The 22,287-nt window shown below is 59.7% G+C and carries 13 protein-coding genes and 2 pseudogenes; 2 read left to right on the forward strand and 13 right to left on the reverse strand.

Annotated features, from left to right (window positions below; translation table 11 throughout):
- Positions 1-4: 4 nt before the first annotated feature.
- The 5 genes from AABM54_RS16945 to AABM54_RS16965 all read right to left on the reverse strand — a co-directional run bounded on the left by AABM54_RS16945 (position 5) and on the right by AABM54_RS16965 (position 5,105).
- A complete protein-coding gene (locus tag AABM54_RS16945) occupies positions 5-628 on the reverse strand; it encodes a DUF1349 domain-containing protein (protein ID WP_347901140.1) in 624 nt (207 codons plus the stop codon).
- The gene (locus tag AABM54_RS16950) at positions 621-1,466 is read right to left on the reverse strand and encodes an SDR family NAD(P)-dependent oxidoreductase (protein WP_347901141.1); all 846 of its coding nucleotides are present in this window, start codon (positions 1,464-1,466) and stop codon (positions 621-623) included. Before AABM54_RS16950 ends, AABM54_RS16945 begins: the two co-directional genes overlap by 8 nt.
- Before the next feature lie 81 nt (positions 1,467-1,547).
- Complete coding sequence (locus AABM54_RS16955; RefSeq protein ID WP_347901142.1) at positions 1,548-3,350, reverse strand: 1-deoxy-D-xylulose-5-phosphate synthase N-terminal domain-containing protein; 1,803 nt, start codon at positions 3,348-3,350, stop codon at positions 1,548-1,550.
- Positions 3,328-4,566 (reverse strand): aminotransferase class III-fold pyridoxal phosphate-dependent enzyme, encoded by a 1,239-nt coding sequence (locus AABM54_RS16960; RefSeq protein ID WP_347901143.1) that lies wholly within the window; start codon positions 4,564-4,566, stop codon positions 3,328-3,330. Before AABM54_RS16960 ends, AABM54_RS16955 begins: the two co-directional genes overlap by 23 nt.
- Before the next feature lie 20 nt (positions 4,567-4,586).
- Positions 4,587-5,105, reverse strand: a complete 519-nt coding sequence (locus AABM54_RS16965) for a sugar O-acetyltransferase (protein WP_347901144.1) — start codon at positions 5,103-5,105, stop codon at positions 4,587-4,589.
- Positions 5,106-5,774: 669 nt separating this feature from the next.
- Between AABM54_RS16965 and AABM54_RS16970 the strand changes: the two genes are divergently transcribed.
- A complete protein-coding gene (locus tag AABM54_RS16970) occupies positions 5,775-6,143 on the forward strand; it encodes a hypothetical protein (protein ID WP_347901145.1) in 369 nt (122 codons plus the stop codon).
- Between the two features lie 73 nt (positions 6,144-6,216).
- Here AABM54_RS16970 and AABM54_RS16975 read toward each other — a convergent pair.
- The 8 genes and pseudogenes from AABM54_RS16975 to AABM54_RS17010 all read right to left on the reverse strand — a co-directional run bounded on the left by AABM54_RS16975 (position 6,217) and on the right by AABM54_RS17010 (position 21,267).
- A pseudogene (locus AABM54_RS16975) lies at positions 6,217-10,975 on the reverse strand (hemagglutinin repeat-containing protein).
- A gap of 108 nt (positions 10,976-11,083) precedes the next feature.
- Entirely contained in the window at positions 11,084-12,754 is a 1,671-nt protein-coding gene (locus AABM54_RS16980; protein ID WP_347906232.1) for a ShlB/FhaC/HecB family hemolysin secretion/activation protein, read from the reverse strand.
- A gap of 209 nt (positions 12,755-12,963) precedes the next feature.
- A complete protein-coding gene (locus AABM54_RS16985; RefSeq protein WP_347901146.1) occupies positions 12,964-16,596 on the reverse strand; it encodes a DUF4132 domain-containing protein in 3,633 nt (1,210 codons plus the stop codon).
- A 110-nt stretch (positions 16,597-16,706) separates the two neighbouring features.
- Complete coding sequence (locus AABM54_RS16990; protein WP_347901147.1) at positions 16,707-17,147, reverse strand: carboxymuconolactone decarboxylase family protein; 441 nt, start codon at positions 17,145-17,147, stop codon at positions 16,707-16,709.
- Between the two features lie 128 nt (positions 17,148-17,275).
- The gene (locus tag AABM54_RS16995) at positions 17,276-18,718 is read right to left on the reverse strand and encodes a mechanosensitive ion channel family protein (RefSeq protein WP_347901148.1); all 1,443 of its coding nucleotides are present in this window, start codon (positions 18,716-18,718) and stop codon (positions 17,276-17,278) included.
- Positions 18,719-18,938: 220 nt separating this feature from the next.
- Positions 18,939-19,565 carry an isochorismate family cysteine hydrolase YcaC gene (gene ycaC, locus AABM54_RS17000; protein WP_347901149.1) on the reverse strand — a complete coding sequence of 209 codons (627 nt, stop codon included), beginning with the start codon at positions 19,563-19,565 and terminating at the stop codon, positions 18,939-18,941.
- 57 nt (positions 19,566-19,622) lie between these two features.
- On the reverse strand, positions 19,623-20,306 hold the full coding sequence (locus AABM54_RS17005; protein ID WP_347901150.1) for an isochorismatase family protein: 684 nt from the start codon (positions 20,304-20,306) through the stop codon (positions 19,623-19,625).
- Positions 20,307-20,399: 93 nt separating this feature from the next.
- Positions 20,400-21,267: pseudogene (locus AABM54_RS17010) on the reverse strand (pirin family protein).
- A gap of 105 nt (positions 21,268-21,372) precedes the next feature.
- Here AABM54_RS17010 and AABM54_RS17015 point away from each other — a divergent pair.
- On the forward strand, positions 21,373-22,281 hold the full coding sequence (locus AABM54_RS17015) for a LysR family transcriptional regulator (protein ID WP_347906233.1): 909 nt from the start codon (positions 21,373-21,375) through the stop codon (positions 22,279-22,281).
- The last annotated feature ends 6 nt before the right edge of the window (positions 22,282-22,287 follow it).

Genomic DNA, 22,287 nt, shown 5'->3' on the forward strand with positions numbered 1-22,287 from the left:
CTGTTCACTCTCTGATGAGTCCCATGGACTGTGAGGATATTTCAATCCGGGAAAACTCCCCGACCGCCCCCTCGGAAAAGGGCGACTGCACACTGAACCCGACGCGAACTTCATCTGGACAGTTGCTCACATAGAACGCCCGATGAAAAACAACGACACCCTCAGTGCCTCTCAGGTAACACGAAAACACATCCCCACTTCGCGAAACGAAAAGCCTCACTGGCCCATCGTTGACCTCAATGCCATTGACTTCATCGCTATAGGGCGATGAATGCACCGATACGATTTTCTGACGGCCGCCATACTCCTCAACACCAAACTTCAGCTTATGCAGCCCGACTTCAATGAAGAGCCCTGCGGCATCAAACTTGGCCAGGCTGAACAACTTGATGTCAGCTCCCAGGGCAAACTCTCCTGCCACGGACGTGAGTAAGGTGCCCAGGCTATCCACTGTGTGCAGCCCTGGAATGTTGAACGAGTCGCTACGGGGTTCGCTTTGCATTTTCAAAACCGGTTCCACGTAACGGATCTGCGCGCAATGCTCGGCACCGAACACGCGATCACCGATCCTCAGTACGGTGTTCGGGCTTTCCTGCAAAAAAGGCGTGTGGCCGGCGGTGTCATCCATAGAGGTTCATTCCGCCATCGACCGACAGGGATTGCGCCGTGATGTCTTCGTTCTCAAGGACCGCCAGACAGAACCGGGCAATGTTTTCTGCGGTCTGCGTACGGCCCAACGGGATCAGACCTTCCATACGAGCCCACAAGTCATCCATCGATTCGTTGGGCTCGATGAGGCGGTTCTCCAGGTACTTCCACATATTGGTTTTTACAATGCCGGGGCAAACGCAGTTGACCCGAATATTGTGAGTGGCCAACTCCAGTGCCAGGGCGCCAGAAAAACCCTGCAACCCCGCTTTCGCGGCGCAGTAAGACGATATTCCAGGAAACGCGATTTTTGCGGCAATGGAACTGATGTTCAGGATCGCACCGCCCTTGCCTCTTTGTATCAATGCGCGGGCAACTTCACGCGACGTCAGGTAAGGCGCTGTCAGGTTGGTTTGCACGATGGCGTCAAACTCGCCCAGCGATGATTCAACCGTGTTGATCAGATGGCTGCTGCCAATGGCATTGACCAGCCCGTAAAAGTGTTCCGACTCATGGACAACGCCACCTACGGCCTCTATGACCTGGGCTTCAGACGTTGCGTCGACCGCTATGGCCTTGACCGAAAGCCCTTGTGCCACAAGATCCGCCGCTAGTTGACGCGCCGCCTGATAACCACTGACATCCTGACTCTGATAGTGGTTGATTGCATTGGGTGTCCGGTCAGTATCAAAGATGTAGACATGAACATTTTCTTTGGCCAGTACTTCAACAATCGCGGCACCGATACCTCGAGCGCCACCCACCACGATCATTGTTTTACCGGACAATTTGCCTTGCGCTCTAGTTCCCTGCGTCATAAACCACTACTCCTGAACCCATAGAAAGCCTGCCGAACCCTGTACAGGGTCCAGAACACCAATAAATAGTTGAGACTGCGTTTAAACGTGTGAAGTCTGATTAACCAATGCACACGGCGGGTCAGCCAACAATGCGCCAAGTTTGCGAGGTGCGACGTCGGCCTGGAAAGTCTCGATGGTCGGCCATTCATAGGCATCACTGAAGACTTTACGCACTCGAACCAGCAAACTGGACTCAATGTATTCAGCCAAGTTAAAGCGACCGCCGTTATGTTCTACGACAATAATCTCGTCACAGTTGCTCAGCATCTCTTTAGCCAGCTCCAGATCCGGCCGAACGGACAGGAACCGGATATGCGTGCATCTTTTCGATGTGGCTACCTGAAAGGCTTCATACGCCATCGACTCCGATGACACTATCAATGAACCTGCGGCAAACTCAGGCTGAAAGATATAAATATCTTTAGACAGTTTCTGGTACTTCTCCCTCAGGGCAAACACTCTTTCCATGGACTGGTCGTACATTAGATACAGACCATTCCCGCCCTGCGCTTTCTGCCGACTGATACAGGCCAACAGATCGAGAGGGTCTGTAAGCTCGTACACGGTCTCTTCCGTCAGCAAGCTGAACACGGTTGACACATACGTAGCGCCGCCCCACACACCATTTTTCCGAGCGGCAATGACGTGCAAGTTACGACAGGCAATCAAAGCAGAGTGCAGTACATCGATCGCATTGAGGTAATACTTGTCATCGGTCAGGACGAACTTCAGTTCGTCATCCGGACAACCCATCGCGGCGGTCAGCAACGCTGACTCGGCCAGGCCGGTGTTGCAATAACCGGGTAATGACTTCAGGCCAAACCGGGCGGCCAGGTCCGCGGTGAAGACATGAACCGGTACCCCGGACCGAACTTCTTCGATGATCTCGGCCGTCCGACTGCAACTGGTGGCTTTCCTGAGATCGCTCTTTTGCTGATCGTCGGTTGACGTCATCAGACTCAAATGGCTGGCACGCTTGAAGGAATGAACGCCTTTTTCGGTATGGCAGACGATCGCGGTAGACCGATGCTCCTTCTCTGCCTGGCGAATACGCTCACTGATTGCCTGGGTGTCGTGCCCATCCACTTCATAAACATCAGAAAAGTAGGCAGACAAATACTCCGGCTTCAACCTCCCGGGGAGGGGGTCTATACCTCTGCCATTGTTGTCCACTATCAACGTCAGGTTGTTGACCTGCAGTTCGCCCACCAGGCGTATCGCCTCGAAAGACACCCCTTCGTTCAACTCACCATCACCCGCCACACAGATGACGCGTGCATCCCGGTTGGCATTCGCCCGACCCAACGCAATGCCAACCCCCTCACCCAGGCTATGCCGCATGCTATAGGCAAAACCGTAGTGTTTATTGACAACGGCCGGCACCTTATCGTGAACCGCGGCCAGAAAGGCCAAAGGCATACCGTTAAGCACATGACGATAAGCATAAAACAACGGCGCAATATGCCCCCTGCCAATCACCAGGTTCTGATTGGCCACACCGGCTTCATTGCAGTGCTCCAATGCGAACAATGCTTCAGCAATGTTCAGTGACGACAAGCAAGATGCCAGGGTTCCGTAACCGGCAATTTCATGAATCCGATCCAGGCACACGCTTACGTCTGAATAGAAGGGCGTAAATTGCCTGGCAATGGCTACCGCCAGTTCGTTGATCGTCTGGTACTTCGACGATTCGGCGATACCGACTTCAACTTCCTCACAGGCACGCACATATTCATCGGCCGTCAGGTACGCCTTGCGTTTATGTAAACATTGGCGAATGTCGTACAACGGTTCCAACAGGCTGGCAACTGGCTCGAGGTCATAACTGATTAATTGATTCATTTAACACCTCGAACACGTCACTTAGGGTTTCTTCTGACATGATGTATGCGGGTGCAAGGCAAGCCCAATCTTCCTCACCTCGAATAATCAACTTCCTTTCAAAGCAGCGCTCTCCCAACTTCTTGCCTGCCGTTTCCCCAAGACTTGAATCCAGGGTTATGCCGATCAGTAAACCGTGGGATTCAATCCGGGCGATACGCTCGTTCCCGGCAATTTCTTCACACAACGCCTGGGTCTTTGTGATGAGTTTTTGCACCTGCCCTGCGGCCTCTATCTGCTCCAGCACGCGCATCGATGCATTGATTGCCGCAATCGAAACCGGGTTACTTGCATAGGTATGCGAGTATGAAAACGGGATCCAGGGCTCTGGTTTGTCAAACACCGAGGCAATCTTATGGGAGGTCACCATGGCGGATGCCGGGTAATAACCACCGCTGATGCCTTTACCGAGCGCTACGATGTCGGCCGAAACCCCAAACTGATGGGTGTTCAAAAACTCGCCGGTGCGAGAAGCACCCGTGACGATTTCATCGGTAATCATCACGATATCGTAACGGTCGCACAGCTCACGAATACCAACCAGGTAATCGCGGGGCGTTTGCCGCATGCCTTTCAAATGGTTGACGGGTTCGAAAATAATGCAAGCAATCTGCTCTGCGCCATAGTGAAGAATAATGTTCTCCACATCCGACACGCTGTGCATTTCCAATGCCTGACCTTCGTGAACGACAGGGAATGGCGGATTGATCCGAATGGTGTCGTAACCACTGCAACGCAGATCCTTGAAGTCGTTCCTGCCGGTAATACTGTGGGCCCCCAAAGTGGCGCCATGATAGGAGTGTTTGCGGCAGATCACTTTCTTCTTGAATGTATTGCCTTTGCGCTGGTGATACTCCAGGGCCATGGCAATTGACGACTCGATGGCTTCCGAGCCGCTGTTGACATACAACAGGCCCCCATCTTCCATCTTGGCGCGCTTGAGCAACAGTTCCGAAGTTTCAAACAGCTCCGACGAGTAGAAGTGATCCTTGGGGTGGAAGGGCAGATCCGCCAACGTCTTGGAAATATGCTGTTTGATGGGATCGCACGAATACCCGAACGGTACGTTGAACATGCCCGAAATCGCATCCGTGTAGATGCCACCCTGCGCATGAACACTGACATCTTTGACAGAGCCGACAATCTGATCTTTCACGCGTGACTGATAGAGAAACATGCCTTTTAGCCTTCTATTAATTAGATCGGATAAACCTGAGCGCCGGCGCCCAGTACTTTACTGTGTGGCGGCACCGACTTTGCGACGACAGCACCCGCACCAATGATTGAGCCCCTGCCCACGGTAACGCCCGGCAAGATTGTTGCGCCGCCACCAATCCAGACATCATCTTCAATGACCACTGGCGCACCTGACTCGATATAACGGCGCCGCTGTTCAAGGTCCTTGGCATGGTTAGAGGTGTAAATACCGACATGGGGCCCGATAAAAACACGGTTCCCGATATTGATTTCAAACGCATCCAGGAAAACCCCATTGGCATTAATGAAGACACCCTCACCAATGTTTATGTTCGAACCAAACTCGCAAAACAAACTGCCCCACTGCTCAAATCCCTCCCCCACCGACCCGAACAGGAGTTTATAAAGCGGCTCCCGATCATCAGGGCTGCTGCTGATGGAGGAACACAAGGCACGCGCTATACGTCTACGGGCAACCAAGGCAGGTTCTGCCGCGTTGAATGTAATGAACTCACGCATACGCCCCCCTATACGCCACTGTTGTTATAGAGCACGTTAACGCCATGCTGCTCAGCGAAGAAGCACAGGCAGACTAAACAGCCATTACCACTTCCGCGCTTGTAACCACCCTCAATAGTTGAAGCCCACACTTCCCCCACAGCCTGATTCCTTTCAGTCATAACCACCCCCACCCACTATTTAATTTTTAAATCAACTTCAACACTCACTACTTGAGCCAGCAAGAATCTAGTCTGCTCTTTAAAAAACACAAGCAACACAAATGACCGTTCGTCGGATTCGATAAACCATCAACATACAACATCAACACCCGTCAAAAAATAGCGGATCAGATACACTATTTAGAGATCAGACGACCTGCTTTTTACGGACAGCGACACCCCCGCTACTATGTACAACATAGTTAAAACACACACTTAGCAACCCGTACTTACAGCGCATACAGAATACAACTACCAAATCTGGTAGTTGCAAAATCCACCACGCATAAAAGAAAGAAAGAACGCAGGCGCAATAGTAACTAATCATTACCCACCACGAACAACTCACCGCCAATACACTTAAACTTCAACCCAGACACGCCCGATATTAAATGACAGAATCTTTACACTTTTTATTCTTCAAACTCCCTGACCTGTAGACTCTCGCCATCAAGTCCGGGAATCTCTGGTGACGAAGCGACGCGAACTCACCGAGGCCTCCCGGGACAGGCGTGCTGAACGCCCCTCCATCACCCACATTGACGCCATCATGACCATGGAAAAACTGGAACACGATTACCCGGGCGATGCCGAGTGGCAGTCGCTGGTCGCACTGTATGAGCAGGACTATCTAGACGAACACGCGAGAGCGTTGGCCAGGTTGCTGGGCAATCATCTGGACATGGCCGTGATCATTTATGGAAAACGCGGGCGAGAGGAAGGGCTGTGGTGGATCGAACAGTCGGTGCCGGCTCTGGATGACTTGAGGCCTGTTGACTGCCTCGTGAAGCCGCATCTGATCAGGCGCCTGAGGAGTGCGCTGATGCGCATGCCCTGAGGTTGACCCTCGGTCGGGTAACGGAAAACAGCCTGACGCCCCCGTGACACCTGTCACGGGGGCGCCACGGTGCTTAGTTCGACTTCTCGTCAATCCCTGCCTGCAATACCTGGGTGTCGTAGTGACCACCCACGCTCAGCGGGCCGAGGTTGAACTTGCGGTCCTTGGCCGTGGCGGCGTCCGGGGTTTTGGTCAGCCCGTCCTTGGCGCCGGTCACGAGGTTGACCGGTGATTTCGACAGGTGCAGGCCGACATCGGCACGGTAATCGCTGCCGCTCAGGGCGGTGCTGTTGACGTTGGAACCGCCGAGGTTGACCGAACCCTCGCTGGAACCGATCCGCGCGCCGGTCAGCTGTGTCCAGCCGCTCACCTGAAGGTTAACGCCTTGACTGGCGCTGATCCCGGAGGCTTGGCCGACACTGTTCTTGCTGGTGTGGCTGACGTCCAGGTCCAGCGTCGGGGTGTACGAGGTCTCGCCGCTCTTGTCGCCGAACAACGCGTTTTGCGTGGCGTCAGCGACCTTGGTGCCCACAGTTTTCTTCTCGCTGGCGGCCTCGTCCTTGGTCGAGGTCAGGCCGTCCACGCCCTTGTCGACTGCGCTTTCCAACGCACCGCGACCTTTATCGAACGCGTCCTGGGCCTTGGCTTCGACGGTGTCCTTGAGCGGGCCGGTTTGCTTGGCCAGTTTGGCGACAGCGCCGGGCTGGTTCTTTTCTGCGTTCAAGCGCAGATCGAGGCCCACCTTGACGCTGCTGTCCTTGTCCTGACGGCTTTCGACGTTCAGATCGCCACCGACCTGACCGCTGACCTGTTTGGCATCGATGCGCGCACCGGCCAGACGGGTATCTTCGGCGCTGTTCAAGACCACACCATCCGCCTGGATACGGCTGTTTTTCTGGGTGGTGGCCTGACGATTGTCGACGTCGATCTTGGCCCGCGCATCGAAGCCATGGCCGTTCTTGGCGCTGTCTTCGACGTTGCTCGCCGACGGCGTGGAAACGCTGGCGTTCCCCCCGGCGCCCAACGTCAGGCCCCAGTTGTTCACGGCCTGAGTCGACTGCGCGGACTCTTGATAAATCCCGCCCTGACGCGCGTCGAGGGTCACGTTCGAGGCGCTCAGCTGAGTGCCTTGCAGGTGCAACGCGTCGGCACCGGTCGCGCCGCTGTTGAGCTGGACCTTGCCCTGGCTGTGCACATTGCCGCCGCTCAGGTTCTGGTTGTCTTCAGCGACCCGACCGATGTTGAAGTTGGCGCTCAGGCTGCCATTCTTGCCGGTGCCTTTCTCGGTGCTGCTTTGACCGCCACCGATGTTCAGGCCACCGCCCAGGTTGCTGCCATTGGCCAGATGAGTGCTGCTCGATGCTTGCAGATCCAGCTTGCCGCCCGCGTTCAGCGACACGTCACCGACCTTGTTCACCACCGTGCCAATCGTGGTGCCTTGCAGCACCTGATCGCCACCGCTGCTGAGCTGGATCGGCCCCGCGCCCTGAATACCCGCCACGCGGGCCTGGCTGTCCTGAGTCTGGCTGGCCTTGTGGTCAAGCTGGAAACCGGCGCCCAGGTTGACGTTGGTGCCGCTGGTGCCGGGGTTGGTGCCGACGGTCAGCGAAGCGTTGCCGCCCAGGCTGGATTGGCTGCTGTCCTGACGGTTGTTGGCTTGATTGAGCGCCAGGTCACCACCGGTCTTGACCGACACGCCGCCCTGGCCGCCGTTGAACTGGCTGCCCTCGAACTGGCCATCGCCGCGCAGGTTGATGTGCACACCCTGGCTGGCGACATAGTTGCCGACCACGGCTTTACTGCTCGATTCGCTGGCCTTGCTGCTGCCACCCGCCCCGCTGCCGCGCACGTTCACGTCTTCACCTGTGGTGGTGTAGACCCGCACGCCGACCTTGGCGTTTGCCGCCTGCTCCGAACTGCTGTGGGTGTCGGCGGCGGCCGTGGCAACCTGGCTGCCCGCCTTGATGTTCAGCCCGCCATCGGTTGCACGGTATTGGGTGCCCTGGTCCTGCAACTGCCCGACGACCTGCACGTCAACCTGGCCACCGTTGAACTGGCTGACCACAGCGTTGCTGTTCTGCTCGCTGCGACCCTTGCTTTGGTGCCCGACTTCGAGATCGATACCGACGTTGGCCTGCTCAAGGTTATCCAGCAGCCCTGGCTGTTGAACCTTGCCCTGCGCTGCGCCTTCGATGGCTTTGGCGACCGGACGGGCAATGCCTTTGTACTCGACGTTGGCGCCGACATCGACCGACCAGCTGCTGTCCTTGTGGGACGTGCTGTCGGTGTTGTTCGCCGCCAGGTTGTCGACCTTCCCCGCCGTGACGTGCAAACCGGAACCGGCGTTGACCTGCGCGCCCTGAGTGGTCAGCGTGCCTTTGCCGGCGTTGATCGTCAGTGCACCGCTGCTGTCCACATCCGTGGTACGGGCGGTGGTTTTAGCGCTGCTGTCCTGGCTGCTGGTGTGGGTGAATTCCACGCCGCTGCCGGCACGATCAAGCCCGCCAGTGAGGTAGAAACCGCCGCCATTGCTGGTGGTGTCCTTGTTGCTCGACTGGCTGTCCTGTTCGGCCAACAGCGCAACGTTCTGCCCACTCAGACTAGCATCGCCAGCCGTGGCGCTGACCTTGGCGCCCTTGACGGTCAGGTCGCCGCCGGCCGCCAGTGCCACGTTGGCGCCGCTGAGGCTTGAGCCCTGCTGACGGGTTTCCTGAGTGGTGGCGTTTTCCTGCTTGCCTTCATAGTGAATGCCGGCACGGTACTGGCTGGCACCCGCCGCGGTTTCCTTGGCGTAGGCATCAAAGCCGCGAGTCTGGGTCGAGGTGCTGTTGTCGACCGTGTTCTGTCCCGAGCTGACCGTGAGGTTACCGGTAGCATCGGCGGTGAGGTTGCCGCCCGCCGTGACTTTCGCGCCCACGACGTCAATGTCCTTGGCGCTCTTGAGCTGCAGGTTGCTGTCCGAACTCAACTCGCTGCTGACAGTGCTGCTGCCCTTGAGGTTCTGGCGGCTTTCATCCTTGGCGATGCCAAAGAATTTGCTGTCCTTGTCATGGCTGTTGGTGTGGGAGCGATCCTGCACGCCATCGACGGTCAACGAACCTTGCTCGCTGATCACACTGGCCTCGGTGCGCCCGCGCACCTGGCTGCCGCTGATGCGCACGTCATCGGCCCTTGACGATCAGTTTGCCGTCGGCGTTGATCTTGCTGCCCTGGTTGACGGTCTTGCCTTGATCGCCTTCGCCGGTTTTGCCGAAGAAGCCGCCGCCCACCAGATCACCGGAGTAACCGCTGGTGGTCTTGCTTTGGGTGCGGCTGGCGCTGGTGACTTCTACCTGTTTGCCGGCGAGCCGGATATCGCCCTTGCTGGTCAGTTCCGCGCCTTGCGCCTGCAAGGTGGCCGCGCTGTTCAGGTCGATATTTTTCCCGGCTTTCAACTGGCTGGTGACGCTGCGCTGCTCTTCGCTGCTGTTGTCCCAATCGGCTTTCCACAAGTGCTTGCGGTGCTTGCCCTGGTCGCGCTGGGTACGGGTTTCGGTGGCCGCGCTCAGGCGCAGGTCGTCACCGCTGTTGACGCGCAAGGTGTCACCGGCCTCAACCTTGGCAGCCTTGAGTTCGGTCTTGGCACCCGACGACAGCTCGGCGTTCTGGCTGGCCACAATCTGGCTGCCGTGCTGGCGCGAGTTGCTGTCGGTCTGGGTCCGCTCGTAGGTTTCCCAGGTGATGCCGATGGTCTTGTTGTCCCAGCTCTCACGTTTTTCCTGAAGCTTGCGGCTTTCGACGCTGCTCAAGGTGAGGTTGCGGCTGGCGTCGAGCTTGACGTTGCGGCCCGTGACATCGGCTGCCGCCAGAGTCAGGTCGTTGCCGCTGTGCAAACCGACATCGCCCTGGCTGCTGCGAACGCCACTGCGCACGGCGTCGAGGCTCTTGGCGACGGCTTCGCCACTGACGTGCAAGTCGCCGGCAGAACGAATCTGCACGCCATCACGGCCTTCGACCTGCACCGGCCCGACACGGACACCCGCACCTTCGGCGGTGCTGACGATATTGATACGGCCAGCCTGCATGGCGCCGAACAGGCTGGCGTCGATGCGTTGATCGTGGGTGTTGCCGAGCACATCGACCGAGCGTACCTGGCCGGTGGCGTAGTCGACCTGGTTACGGCCGACCGTCAGGTTCAACTGGTCGCTGGCGCTGATGCTGCCCTGGCTGTCGATGCGCGGCGCAATCAGGTTGATGCTGCCTTCGCGGTTTTGCAGGCCCTGGCCTTGCACCTGCAAACTGCCGTCGGCGCTGCGGGTGTTGAAGGCGTTCAGTTTGCCGTCGTTCAGCTCCGGGCGACCGACCACCAGATTGGCGTTAGGCGTGTTGATGAAGCTGCCGCCGTTCACCGAAATACCGTTGGGGTTGGCCAGCACGTAATCGGCCTGGCGACCGAAAATTTCCTGGGCACCATTGAGCGCCGAGGCATTGCGGCTGATCACTTCGTTGAGGATCACGCTCGCAGCCTGACCCTGGAACTGCGGGTTGGCGGCCAATTGACCCGCCAGTTGCGATTGCCCGGCCTGCAAGGCGTTGTTCAACACCAGACCCTGACGGTCGACGTTGTAGTCCAGAAACTGGTTGTGGGACAAACCGGCGCCATTGGGCGCAACGATATTGACGACTGGCACACCGGCCTGGTTCTGCAGTTGAGGCGTACCGCCGGGGCCCGGTGCAACGGTGACGCCAGCGCCGAACGCCAGCGGTAATTGGCTGACCAGAAACAGGCTGGCGATTGCCCAACGCAGTTTGCCCCGAGGGGAAAGGTGGAACGCAAATGTGTTTCTAGGCATGAGAACCTCTCAATAATTTGACTGAATCAATCTGCGCGTTGGGTCGTACGCCGCGGCTGTCGCGCTCAGGCTCGGCGGCTGTTTCAGGCTGTGAAAAACAGGGGGTGTTCATATCTGCAACCCCACACGCATCAACCAGGTTTCGGGCTCCTGCTGAAAACCGCTGGGCGTGTTGAGGCTGCGTTGGTAATCGATGTCCACTTGCAGGTTTTTCCAGGCCAGGTTGAGCCCGGTACTGGCACCGCTCAGGCGCTGGCTGCGGGCACCGTGGTCGGCCTTGACCCAGCCATTGTCCAGGCCCAGGCGCGGGGTGATTTGCACCGGCAAACCGCTGCGCAATGGCAAACGCAAGGTGTTGCGCCAGACCGCGCCGCTCGCGCCCGAGGCGCTGTTTTCGCGATAGCCGCGCACGGCAGAATCATCAGTGCCAAGCAGTTGTTCGATGGCGGGCAAAGGGTCCGGGCTGTACTGCACCGACAACTGACTCTGCCATTGCCAGGCCTGTTGGCCGAACTGGCCATTGCGCCATTGGCTGAGGCCGGCGCGGTACTTGCGAAATTGCGCCTTGGGCAGGTTGCTCACCTGACGCTGAGCGTCATCGTCGGCTCCCAGCCAACGCAAGCCCTGGGCGTAGTTGAAGTCCAGGTTCCACACTGCGCTGTTGAGCCAGAACAGGTTCAAGCCCGCTTCGGCCACGGTCAGCGTCGGGCTCTGAACGCCCAGGCGCGCCGTCTCCAGGTAGCTGTCGACATTCTTGTGGGCCAGTTGCAGGCTGGCGCTCAACTGGTGGCCCTGATCGCGCCACAACACGCGGTCGGCGCGCAGGTTCATCTGGTCGGTCAAACCGGTGCTGTACAGCGTGCTGCGGCTGAGCTTGAACGGCGCACGGTATTCGGCATGGCTGGCGAACAGGCTGTACGTCCAGTAACCATAAGGAATGGCGTAATACAGGCTGGCGTTGCGACTGTAGCGCGGGCCTTGGTTGAGGGTGTCGCTGACATTGAGGCTCAGTAAATCGTTGAGCTGCAACGGGCTGTCCAGGCTGAGGCTGAACGTGTCGCGGTCACGCCCGGTGCTGGCACTGCCCAGGTTGTCCAGGCCAAGGCCCAGCGTCCAGCGTGACACACCGCTGCTACGCGAGCGCAGGATGATCTGCGAAGCACCCGGCTCGCTGCCGGGGGCGATATCGGCCGTCAGGTCCAGGGAGCGCAAGCGGTTCAACTGGTCCAGGCCTTGCTCCAGGTCACGCAGGTTCAGCGGCTTGCCGAGCATGCCGGGAAACGCCCCGCCGAGCGCCACCGGCAGGCTTTGGTCGGCCAGTTCGATAGATTCGATGTAGCCTTCGTCGACCCGGATATCCAGCGACTGGCCCGCTGCGGGTGCGCTGGTCAGGTACGGCCGACTGGCGATGTAACCGGCGTCGACGTACAGCGCGGTGATGGTCGCCAGCAATCGGTTGATCTGGCTGACGCCCATGCACGGTGCAACTTGAGGTTTGAGGCGCTCTTGCAGTTCGCGGCTGTCGAGCAACGTGACGCCACCGATGCGCATGCCGCTCAGCGGCCAGCAGCGCTCATCCACAGTGTTGGCCGAGGGCTGTGTCGGGCTGATCGGGGGGGCGCCAAAACTACCGCGCTGCAATTGCCGGCGACGCTGTTCCAGTTGCAGTTGCAGCAGGTCTTGCTGTTGCTGCTGTTGCTGACGCAGCACTTCCTGACCGGACGCCAAAGGCTCTGCCGCCTCAAGCGAGGTAATGCTCAGGCTCAGCAGTGCAGCCAACAAGGGTGGCCAGGCGGCGAACAAACGGCGGGCAGCAACGGAAAGCGAAAACGGCACTCAACATCCTTGCGGCAAATACAATGGCCAAATGCCACATCATCAATGAGCGTGATGATCAGACCCTTCCCATTCAATTGCAAGACCCGTCCTACCTACTATTTATTTATTAAACTCCCGCCGCGTGCGCCCTACAGCACTTGATCCGCTGTTTAACCGTCGGTTTTGGCGCGCCACTGTGCATCGAAACCCGAGCCCTTGGCGGCGATCAGACGCAGATCGTGGTAGCACTCCGACAACAGCACCCCTGGCACCTCAGACAGCGGCAGCACTTCACCGCCCTGATAAAACGACAGGTCGAGCAACGCTGCCGCGCGGTTGGTTTCTGGCAGGTAATTGCCGGTGAAACGGATATCGGCCAACAGCCCCAGGCCCGTGAAGTGCTTTTCATAGGTGAAGAACCAGCCGTCCTCTTCGCTTTCGCCGCGGGTGTAGCCCAACTTCACGGCACGACTGCGCAAGGCAAAGGTCTCGATCAAATGGCCCTGGAAGTCCTCGATAGCGGTCAACCCGGCATTGTCCTCGGACACGGTGTAAGTGCCCTTGCCCCACTGCTGGAACAGCGGCGCGATGTCACGCACCAGCAGCTGTTGTTGCCAGTCAAAAACGGTCTGCGCCGACAGTATGGAGTCATGGACCAAACGCACCCGCGCTTCGGCTGGCAATGTCAGCGAACCACCCTGGGCATCGATCAGTCGCCCCTCCTCAACGGGACGGAACGTGGCGAGCACTTCGCCCTCCTCGACCTGCGCCCACACCAGGCGCTGTACCAATCGCCCCATGATCGGGTGTTGCTGGAAGTACAACGACCAATCGGCAAACGTCCACCCGCGCCCGGTGCACATTGCCTCGTACAGCATCTCGGTTTGCTGCTGGACCACCGTGGCGACGGCTTTGGCGGCGGCGGCAAACACTTGCCTCGACGCCTTCGCCAACTCAGCATCGTCCTCGGGGCGAGGGTCGGGTAACGCGGCGATGACGCTGCCTTCAGGGTTCAACAGTTCAACCGTGAAATCGGCCAGCAACCGCGCACTGAAGGTACGCTCGCCGTAGCTGAGTTCCAGCATCCGCGCCTCGTCGAAACCGGCCGTGGGCAACGTGCGGTCGCCCAATTGCGCCGGCGTCCACTGCTTGCGCCGCGCCAGTGCCCGGGCGTGCACAATGGCTTCGTCCTGCAAACCCCGAGTGGGAAAACGACGGGCCGTCGCCAGCAATAGCTGAATGGCCGACGGCTGTTCGCTCCAGGCCAGCATGGCGATCAGCGCCTTGCATTGGGAGGTGCGGGTACTGCAAAAGGTTTTCAGATAACGCGCCACAGGCGCGGCAGCGTACGGGCTCGCACATACCGCCACCGCTGCCAGCAAGCCTTTGCTGGCAATCGCCGTCCCTTGGGGCTGACGCGTGTACCTGGGCAGAAAACGCGCCATCAACTCGTGCGGGGTTTTGCCCGACAGCGGCGAATCGGTGTACAGCTGCGGGTAACCCTGCATGTGCTGCTGCAACCGCTGCGCCTGTGCGGCGGCCAGCGCAGTGGCCTGCTCGGCCGAAATCGGGCGCACATCTTCATCCAGCCAGGCTTGCAGCACAAACTGACCGAACGCCTCGCGGCTACGGGCCTCGAACATCACCCCGAAGCGGCGCAACAACGCGTCGGGTTCGGCGGATTTCAGCTTCATCGCCTGCACCAGCATGCCGTGGGTCGCTTCTACCGGCACCTGCTCTGCCGAATCAGCCCAGTACAGCGGCGGCAAGGTTTCCCACGGGAACCACGCCAAGTCTTTGGGCAGGCCCTTGGCCAACGCCTTCGTCGCATCGGCCACCCACTGGTCGCGATCCAGGTACTGTTCCAGGGGCTGGCCGAGGGTTTCCAGGGTATCGAGGAAGGTCGAGCGGACAGCATCGGACTTCTCTTTTTTCAGCGCCCACTCGAGCGCCGGAATTGCGGGGGCGTACTCGAGGCGGCCCAGCCATTGCGCGGCCTGGCGCTTGACGTCCGCCTTGGCGCTCGCCAGCGCATCGACGATGTAGCGCTGCATGTCGGGCAATGTCGCCAGCGCACGCTGGGCATCGTCGCGCGCCTCTGTATTGGCGCCCAACGCTGCCTCATACAGTTGCGCGATCAACTGCGCAGGCAGTATCGGCAACGCAACCGCCGCCCGGAACAACGCGAACAGGTCAGTGTGGTCCTCGTTCAGCGCAATCGCCCGCTCCAGCCACTCGACGTGGTGAGAAAAGTAAGGCCCGACCGCCGCCGCGTCCCAATCAACCGCCAGCGCCCGCCACCAAGTGCTGCAGTTGGCCAGCAACCCGTTGGTGGGCAGGCCTGCTTCCTTGAGCATCTGTGCCAGCTCCAGCAAGGTCGGCCGGACGCTGATCTCATGCAGGACGTTGAAGCCATCCACCGCCGGTTGTGTGAGTGTGCCGTCGGGATCGGCCAACGCCACAAAGAACGCCAATACCTTGAACAGGATCACCGGGGTCAGGTCGTCGGTGCAGACGAAGTCGTCCAGTGCACGGGCCAGAAACGCCCAGTCCGGGTCGTGAGGCAGTGCGTCGACCTGCTCGCAGATCACGCTAGATGACACGAGGTACTGCTCAAGCTGCGTGAGCAATGACGGCGTATAGGCTGGCGCGGCGCTCTCATCATCAGCCTCTTCGGCCTCGGCCTCATTCAGGTCGCGCCACAGCTGTGCGAGCGCCTCGGTCAGGACCGGTGTCAGCGTGCTCGACCACTCAATCACCGGGACCGCGCATTCGGCCCGCGCCTGAGCAGCCTCGCGAGCCTGTTGCCGGGCAATGTCCCACTGCGCGGGCAAACCGCGCACGCTGGTCACTTTATCGGCGAGGGCAATGGCCCGGGCACGGGCGTGCACACCATCGTCCTCCAGCCGATTGGCCAGCGACCACAACAGCTGCAAGGCATGGCCGCGCTGCTCGGGTTTGGCGGTCTGGGCGATATTCAACAGGGGGTCAATGGCTCCGTTGGCGCAGGTCAGCACCAAAGGCTCGGCCACCGGGCGCAGCTGTTTGCTGCTGGAGCAGGCCAGCTCGCACAGCTCCACCGCCAGTGATGCCAAGGCCGATTGATCGAGCCGCTGCATCAGGCTCAACACTTGCAGACGGCCAATCACATCGCCGGTCAGCAGCAGCGGGCACAAGGTTTCGGCGTGGCGCGTGACCCAGGGTGAGTATTCCGGCAACCAGGTGATCAGGTGCACGCCGTAATCATCGAAGGACTCGTCACCGTTATCACCGAAGCAGGCGCTCAACAGCGCAGATCCCGGCAACCCGGCTTGCAACAACAACGCCTCCATCAGGCTGGCGCTGATGTTCTGATGCATCGCGGCATTCCCGGACACCGGGTCCTGGCGCAGCTCGGCGCTGTGCATCAACAACGCTTCGGCCCAGTGGGAACCGTCTGCCATGAACAACCGAAAACGGGGATAAAGGTTAGTCGCGCTGGCTTCCAGCACCCGCGCCCAGCGCAGCAACGGCTCGGGGGCGACGCCTTGCATGTCGTGATACAGCACGGGGCCTTCACTGGAAGCATGGCAATGGTGCCGACCCATCACTTGCAGGTAGCTACCAACCGCGTCGCGTTGCGCGACTTCTTCGAGAATCCGGTCACTGCCGCCCTCGCGCACATAGGCCAACATGTCGGCGGCCAGGCCAGGACGGCCTTCGGGCAACGCGTCGAGCGGTGTCAAGCGCGTTTGCAGTCGGCTCATCCAGACCGTGGAAGTGTCTGCGGTCTGACCCAATACCTTGCCAATCCATTTGAGCATGCTGCGTCCTGTGTGCGGGCTGTCTGTTGCGGGCGCGCAGGATATAACACTCCAGCGTTGGCCGGCAGGCATCGCGGATCAAAATACCGCTGCCGGCCACGCCCAATGGCTTACTCCTTGGGCATTTTACGAAAGCCCACCGCCAGGCGATTCCAGCTGTTGATGGTGGAGATCGCCACGGTCAGGTCGACCATTTCGCTGGCACTGAACTCGGCGCTCAGTTGTACGTAATCTTCGTCCGGGGCGTGGGTTTCACTCAGCCGCGTGAGGGATTCGGTCCAGGCCAGCGCGGCCCGTTCACGGGGTGTGAAGAACGGCGCCTCACGCCAGACCGACACCGCGTACAACCGACGCTCGGTCTCGCCGGCCTTGCGGGCATCGGCAGCGTGCATGTCCACGCAAAAAGCACAGCCGTTGATCTGCGAGGCGCGCAGCTTGACCAGTTCGATCAGCGACATTTCCAGCGGCAGCTTCGAGACGGCGGTCTCCAGCGCGATCATGGCTTTGAGGGCCTCCGGGGAGGCGGTGTAGAAATCAACACGAGGTTGCATGGCGTGCTCCGTATCAAGTGGGGATGGCGGATACGTTAGCCCCGGCGGCGGATCACACCAATAGCCAATGTCGACGAAGTTGAGGAAGCCAATCGATCGCAAGCAATGCCAAGCCCTCGGCTCACCCTCTAAACGCGTTGACGCAACCACTGCAAAAAGCCCTTTTTAGGGATGGCTGGCGGCACATCCGCCGTCAGTTTTTGAGCGGTGTGCAGGCGAAAATCCAGCAAGGCCTTCATGGCTTCGCTGATGTCATGCCGGGCATCGAGGCAAGGTTTTAGGTATTCCTTTTCGATCCGGTACAAGCTGCAGAAGGTCTTGGCGGTGAAGTCGGCGGGCACCGATTGATCGGAGAGAATCCCGGCCTCGCCAATCACCTCCCCCGGCCCCATGCGCCCGGCTTCGAACGGGGTGCCGTTGCGGGTCAACGTCACCGACACCACACCGGACTCAATAATGAACAGGTGATCGCTGACTTCGCCGGACGGCAGGATCATCGTGCCAGCGCGGAAGGTTTGCAGGGTCATGTTCTGGCTGAAGGTTTCTTTCTCTTCCTGACGCAGGGTGGAAAAAATGCTCGAACTTTCCAGCAAGGCCCGAGGCCGCGACAGGCCCAGAGGTGTGCTGGTCTCGGCACTCGACAACAGGCTGACGCCGCTGGCCCGCAAATGCCGGAACGCCAGGTCGAACAGCTGATTGCGCACCTCGCGCTTTTGCGCCATGGACGACACAAACCCGATGATTTCGTACTCCACCCCGGTGCTGCCCGAACTTTTCAAGGACACGCTGGGCGCGGGTTTTCCCAGCAGTGGCCGACAGCCCTGCATGGCACGCTCCAATGCGTCGATCACGGTTTGCGGGCGCGCATGGGGGCTGACTTGCAGGCTGATGGAAATCCCGTGCATGTCGGTGGGTCGGCTGAAGTTGATGATCTTGGCCTTGGCCGCCAGCGAGTTGGGAATCACCGCCATGCTGCCCTGAGCGGTTTGCAGGCGAGTGGCGCGCCAGTCGATGTCAGTGACCCGGCCTTCGGTGCCGTCGATGGAGATCCAGTCATCGAGTTGATACGGTTTGGTGGTGTTCAGCACGATGCCGGAGAACACATCGCTCAGGGTGCTCTGCAACGCCAGGCCGACGATGATCGCCATCGCGCCGGAGGTCGCCAGCACGCCTTTGACCGGGAGGTCGAGGACGTACGCCATGGCCGCAATGATCGCGATCAGGAAAATCACCGCACCCAGCAGGTCCTGCAACAATCGCCCGGTGTGCCCGACTCGCTGCATCATCAGCGTGCCGATCAGCACGGTCAGGGTCCGCGCGCCGAACAGCCACCAACCGATCTGCAAACCGGTGGCCGCCAGGTGCAGCGGCACGTTCTCTGGCCACGGCGCCGGTTGCATCGGGTTCATGCCTTCGTTGAACAGCAGCACGCTGAACAACGAAAAAATCACCAGCCGCACCGCCAGTTTCCAGTGGCTGCCACTGAGGCCGATCAAGCGCCACAACACGATGTCGATCACAATCAGCGCCAGGGCGGCGAGCAACGGGTGATTGGTGAGCAATGACAGCATCATGCAACTCCAGCGAAGGCCAATAGCGGGAAGATCGCACACATTGGGCACAGTGTAGGAGTGTTTGATTCTGCGATCTGAATGCACGTTGCAAAACACCACAAAACCAATGTGGGAGCGGGCTTGCTCGCGAAGGCTGCTTAACATTCAACAGATGGGTTGACTGTTAGTCCGCCTTCGCGAGCAAGCCCGCTCCCACAGGGGGTTATGGGTTGCCTGATTACTTGCTGTTAGTCAGCGAGCTGTAGCTGGTCATCAGGTTGCGGTAGTCCGGAATGTGGTTGGAGAACAGCGTCCCCAGCCCTTCGATGTCGTTGCGCCAGTCGCGGTGCAACTCGCACGCCAGGCCGAACCAGGTCATCAACTGGGCACCCGAGGACGACATGCGGTCCCAGGCCGATTGACGGGTCAGTTCGTTGAAGGTGCCGGAAGCATCGGTGACCACAAACACATCAAAGCCTTCGGCCAGGGCCGACAGCGCCGGGAACGCTACGCAGACTTCGGTCACGACACCGGCGATGATCAGCTGCTTCTTGCCGGTGGCCTTGATGGCCTTGACGAAGTCTTCGTTGTCCCAGGCATTGATCTGGCCAGGGCGAGCGATGTACGGCGCGTCCGGGAACAGTGCCTTGAGCTCAGGTACCAGCGGGCCGTTGGGGCCGGTTTCGAAGCTGGTGGTGAGAATGGTCGGCAGCTTGAAGTACTTGGCCAGATCAGCCAGCGCCAACACGTTGTTCTTGAACTTGTCCGGTTCGATGTCGCGCACCAGCGACAGCAGGCCCGCCTGATGATCGACCAACAGAACGGCAGCGTTATCCTTGTCCAGACGTTTGTAAGAGGTAGTCATTGCAGTAGTCCTCGCTTCTTGTCGATGCCGAATGGAAGTCGGCGTGGGGTTGCTCGGTTAGCGCTGGGAATCCAGTACTTCGTGTTCGTTCGCCACTTGCTGGGCCTTGAGGTAGCTCTCGATCAGCAATTGATAGTGCGGCATGGCCTGGGCGTAGACGGCGGCCCATTGCTCGGCGTCCGGGCGATTCCACGAACCTTGCAGCTCAGAGAGCGTAGCCATGATGTCGATTGGCACCACGCCAGCCTGGGCCAGACGGGCGATTGTCAGATCAGTGGCCAGTTTCGAGTGATTGCCTGAGGCGTCGACCACGGCGAACACTTTGTAGCCTTCATGCACCGCCGCAATGGACGGAAATGCCAGGCACACGCTGGTCAACGTGCCGGCGATCACCAGGGTTTTCTTGCCGGTGGCTTTGACCGCCGCGTGAAACTCAGGGTTGTCCCAGGCGTTGATTTCACCTTTGCGCGCCACGTATTGAGCGTGCGGCGCCTCTTGGTGAATCTCCGGAATCAACGGCCCGTTCGGCCCTTGTGGCACGGATGCGGTGGTGATCACCGGCATCTTCAACAACGTTGCGGCTTTGGCCAGGGCGATGGCATTGGCGCGCAGTTGCGGCACGTCCATGTCCTTGACGATCTGGAACAGTCCACTCTGGTGGTCGATCAACAGCAGCGCGCTGTCGTTGGGGTCGATGGTCGGTTTCTGGCCATTGAAGTTGGCCGCATTCGTGGTGCTCATGAGCGTTTCCTCTTTCTTTTAGGCAACAGCCATCCCTGGCCTGTGAACCGGCCTACGCATCCTGTGTAGAGCGGAGTTTTGAACGCGTTTGTGTCAGCCGTGCATCTGGCCGAACTGCCCCGACTGGAAGTCGGCGAAGGCCTGATGAATTTCCTGCTCGGTGTTCATCACGAACGGACCGTGGCCGACGATCGGTTCGTCAATCGGTTCACCGCTGAGCAGCAACACCACGGCGTCGCTATTGGCCTCCAGGCTGAGCTGGTCGCCGTTGCGTTCGAACAGGGCCAACTGACCTTCGCGCACCACCTCCAGACCGTTGACCTGAACCGTGCCCCGCAGTACGACCAACGCAGTGTTGCGACCTTCGTGCAGGTCCAGATTCAGCAACTTGCCGGCGTTCAGGCGAATGTCCCAGACGTCAATCGGGGTGAAGGTCCGCGCAGGCCCCGGTGTGGCCGTCGAACTCACCGGCGATCAGGCGCAGGCTGCCAGCCTTGTCCTCGAGGGCGATGTTGGGGATGTCGCCATCCAGAATCGTCTGGTAACCGGCATCGGCCATTTTGTCCTTGGCCGGCAGGTTGACCCACAGCTGGACCATTTCCAGGGTGCCGCCGCTCTTGGCGAACGCTTCGGAGTGAAACTCCTCGTGCAGGATCCCCGAGGCCGCGGTCATCCATTGCACGTCGCCGGGGCCGATCTTGCCGCCGCTGCCGGTGGAGTCGCGGTGCTCCAGTTCGCCCTTATAAACAATAGTCACGGTTTCAAAACCGCGGTGCGGATGCTGACCAACGCCACGTCGTGCGGTGGTCGGGGTGAACTCCGCAGGCCCGGCATGGTCGAGCAGCAGGAACGGGCTGATGTGTTTGCCCAGGTTGTCATAGGAGAACAGGGTGCGAACCGGGAAGCCGTCGCCCACCCAGTGCGCTCTTGGGCTGGTGTAGATACCGATGATGTTTTTCATGGTGCCTCCGAATGTGGGTGAGTCAGAACATGCACACAGCTTAAATCCGGGACCTTTGGTGCGGTAGACTGCAAAAATCACCCTTAGCGTTCTATTTGGAGAACGATAGTGGAAGACCTGAACACCCTCTATTACTTCACCCAAGTGGTCGAGCACGGTGGTTTCGCGGCGGCCGGGCGGGCGCTGGACATGCCCAAGTCGAAACTCAGCCGACGGATTTCCCAACTGGAAGAACGCCTCGGCGTGCGGTTGATCCACCGCACCAGCCGCCATTGTTCGCTCACCGAAATCGGCCAGGCGTATTACCAGCGTTGCCTGGCCATGCGCGTGGAAGCCGAAAGCGCGGCCGAGTTGATCGAGCGCAACCGCTCCGAACCCCAAGGCCTGGTACGCCTGAGTTGCCCGACCGCACTGCTCAATTCCTGGGTCGGGCCGATGCTGGCCCGCTACATGCTCAAGTACCCGTTGGTGGAGTTGTTCATCGAGAGTACCAACCGGCGGGTCGACCTGATTCACGAAGGGTTCGACATCGCCCTGCGCGTGCGCTTCCCGCCCTTGGAAAACACCGATCTGGTGATGAAGGTGCTGGGCAACAGCACTCAATGCCTGGTGGGCAGCCCCGATTTTCTGGCGCGCCTGTCGACCCCCGCCAGCCCCGCCGACCTCAGCGGTTTGCCGAGCCTGCACTGGGGCGCGGCGCAGCGTGAGTATCAATGGGAACTGTTCGGCCCCGACGCCGCCAGCGCGGTGATCCGCCACCGTCCGCGCATGGTCACCGACGACCTGATCGCCCTGCGCACTGCCGTGATCGCCGGAATCGGCATCGCCCACCTGCCGAGCGTCGTGGTCCGTGAAGACGTGGCGGCGGGCACACTGGTGGAGCTGGTGCCCGACTGGCGACCCAAGTGCGGGATCGTGCACGCCATCTTCCCCTCGCGGCGCGGCCTGCTGCCGTCGGTGCGGACCCTGATCGACTTTTTGGGGGAGGAATTCAGCCGCAGTGATATTGCCTAGCGGCCG

Source organism: Pseudomonas purpurea (assembly GCF_039908635.1).
GTDB classification, from domain to species: Bacteria; Pseudomonadota; Gammaproteobacteria; order Pseudomonadales; family Pseudomonadaceae; genus Aquipseudomonas; species Aquipseudomonas purpurea.

Bases quoted from the DNA above. Each gene is read 5' to 3' on its own strand.
- AABM54_RS16985 (WP_347901146.1), bottom strand. From the start codon at position 16,596: ATGCTCAAATGGATTGGCAAGGTATTGGGTCAGACCGCAGACACTTCC.
- AABM54_RS16990 (WP_347901147.1), bottom strand. From the start codon at position 17,147: ATGCAACCTCGTGTTGATTTCTACACCGCCTCCCCGGAGGCCCTCAAA.
- AABM54_RS16965 (WP_347901144.1), bottom strand. From the start codon at position 5,105: ATGCGTGAGTTCATTACATTCAACGCGGCAGAACCTGCCTTGGTTGCC.
- AABM54_RS16960 (WP_347901143.1), bottom strand. From the start codon at position 4,566: ATGTTTCTCTATCAGTCACGCGTGAAAGATCAGATTGTCGGCTCTGTC.
- AABM54_RS16955 (WP_347901142.1), bottom strand. From the start codon at position 3,350: ATGAATCAATTAATCAGTTATGACCTCGAGCCAGTTGCCAGCCTGTTG.
- AABM54_RS17005 (WP_347901150.1), bottom strand. From the start codon at position 20,306: ATGAGCACCACGAATGCGGCCAACTTCAATGGCCAGAAACCGACCATC.
- AABM54_RS16945 (WP_347901140.1), bottom strand. From the start codon at position 628: ATGGATGACACCGCCGGCCACACGCCTTTTTTGCAGGAAAGCCCGAAC.
- AABM54_RS16950 (WP_347901141.1), bottom strand. From the start codon at position 1,466: ATGACGCAGGGAACTAGAGCGCAAGGCAAATTGTCCGGTAAAACAATG.
- AABM54_RS16995 (WP_347901148.1), bottom strand. From the start codon at position 18,718: ATGCTGTCATTGCTCACCAATCACCCGTTGCTCGCCGCCCTGGCGCTG.
- ycaC (WP_347901149.1), bottom strand. From the start codon at position 19,565: ATGACTACCTCTTACAAACGTCTGGACAAGGATAACGCTGCCGTTCTG.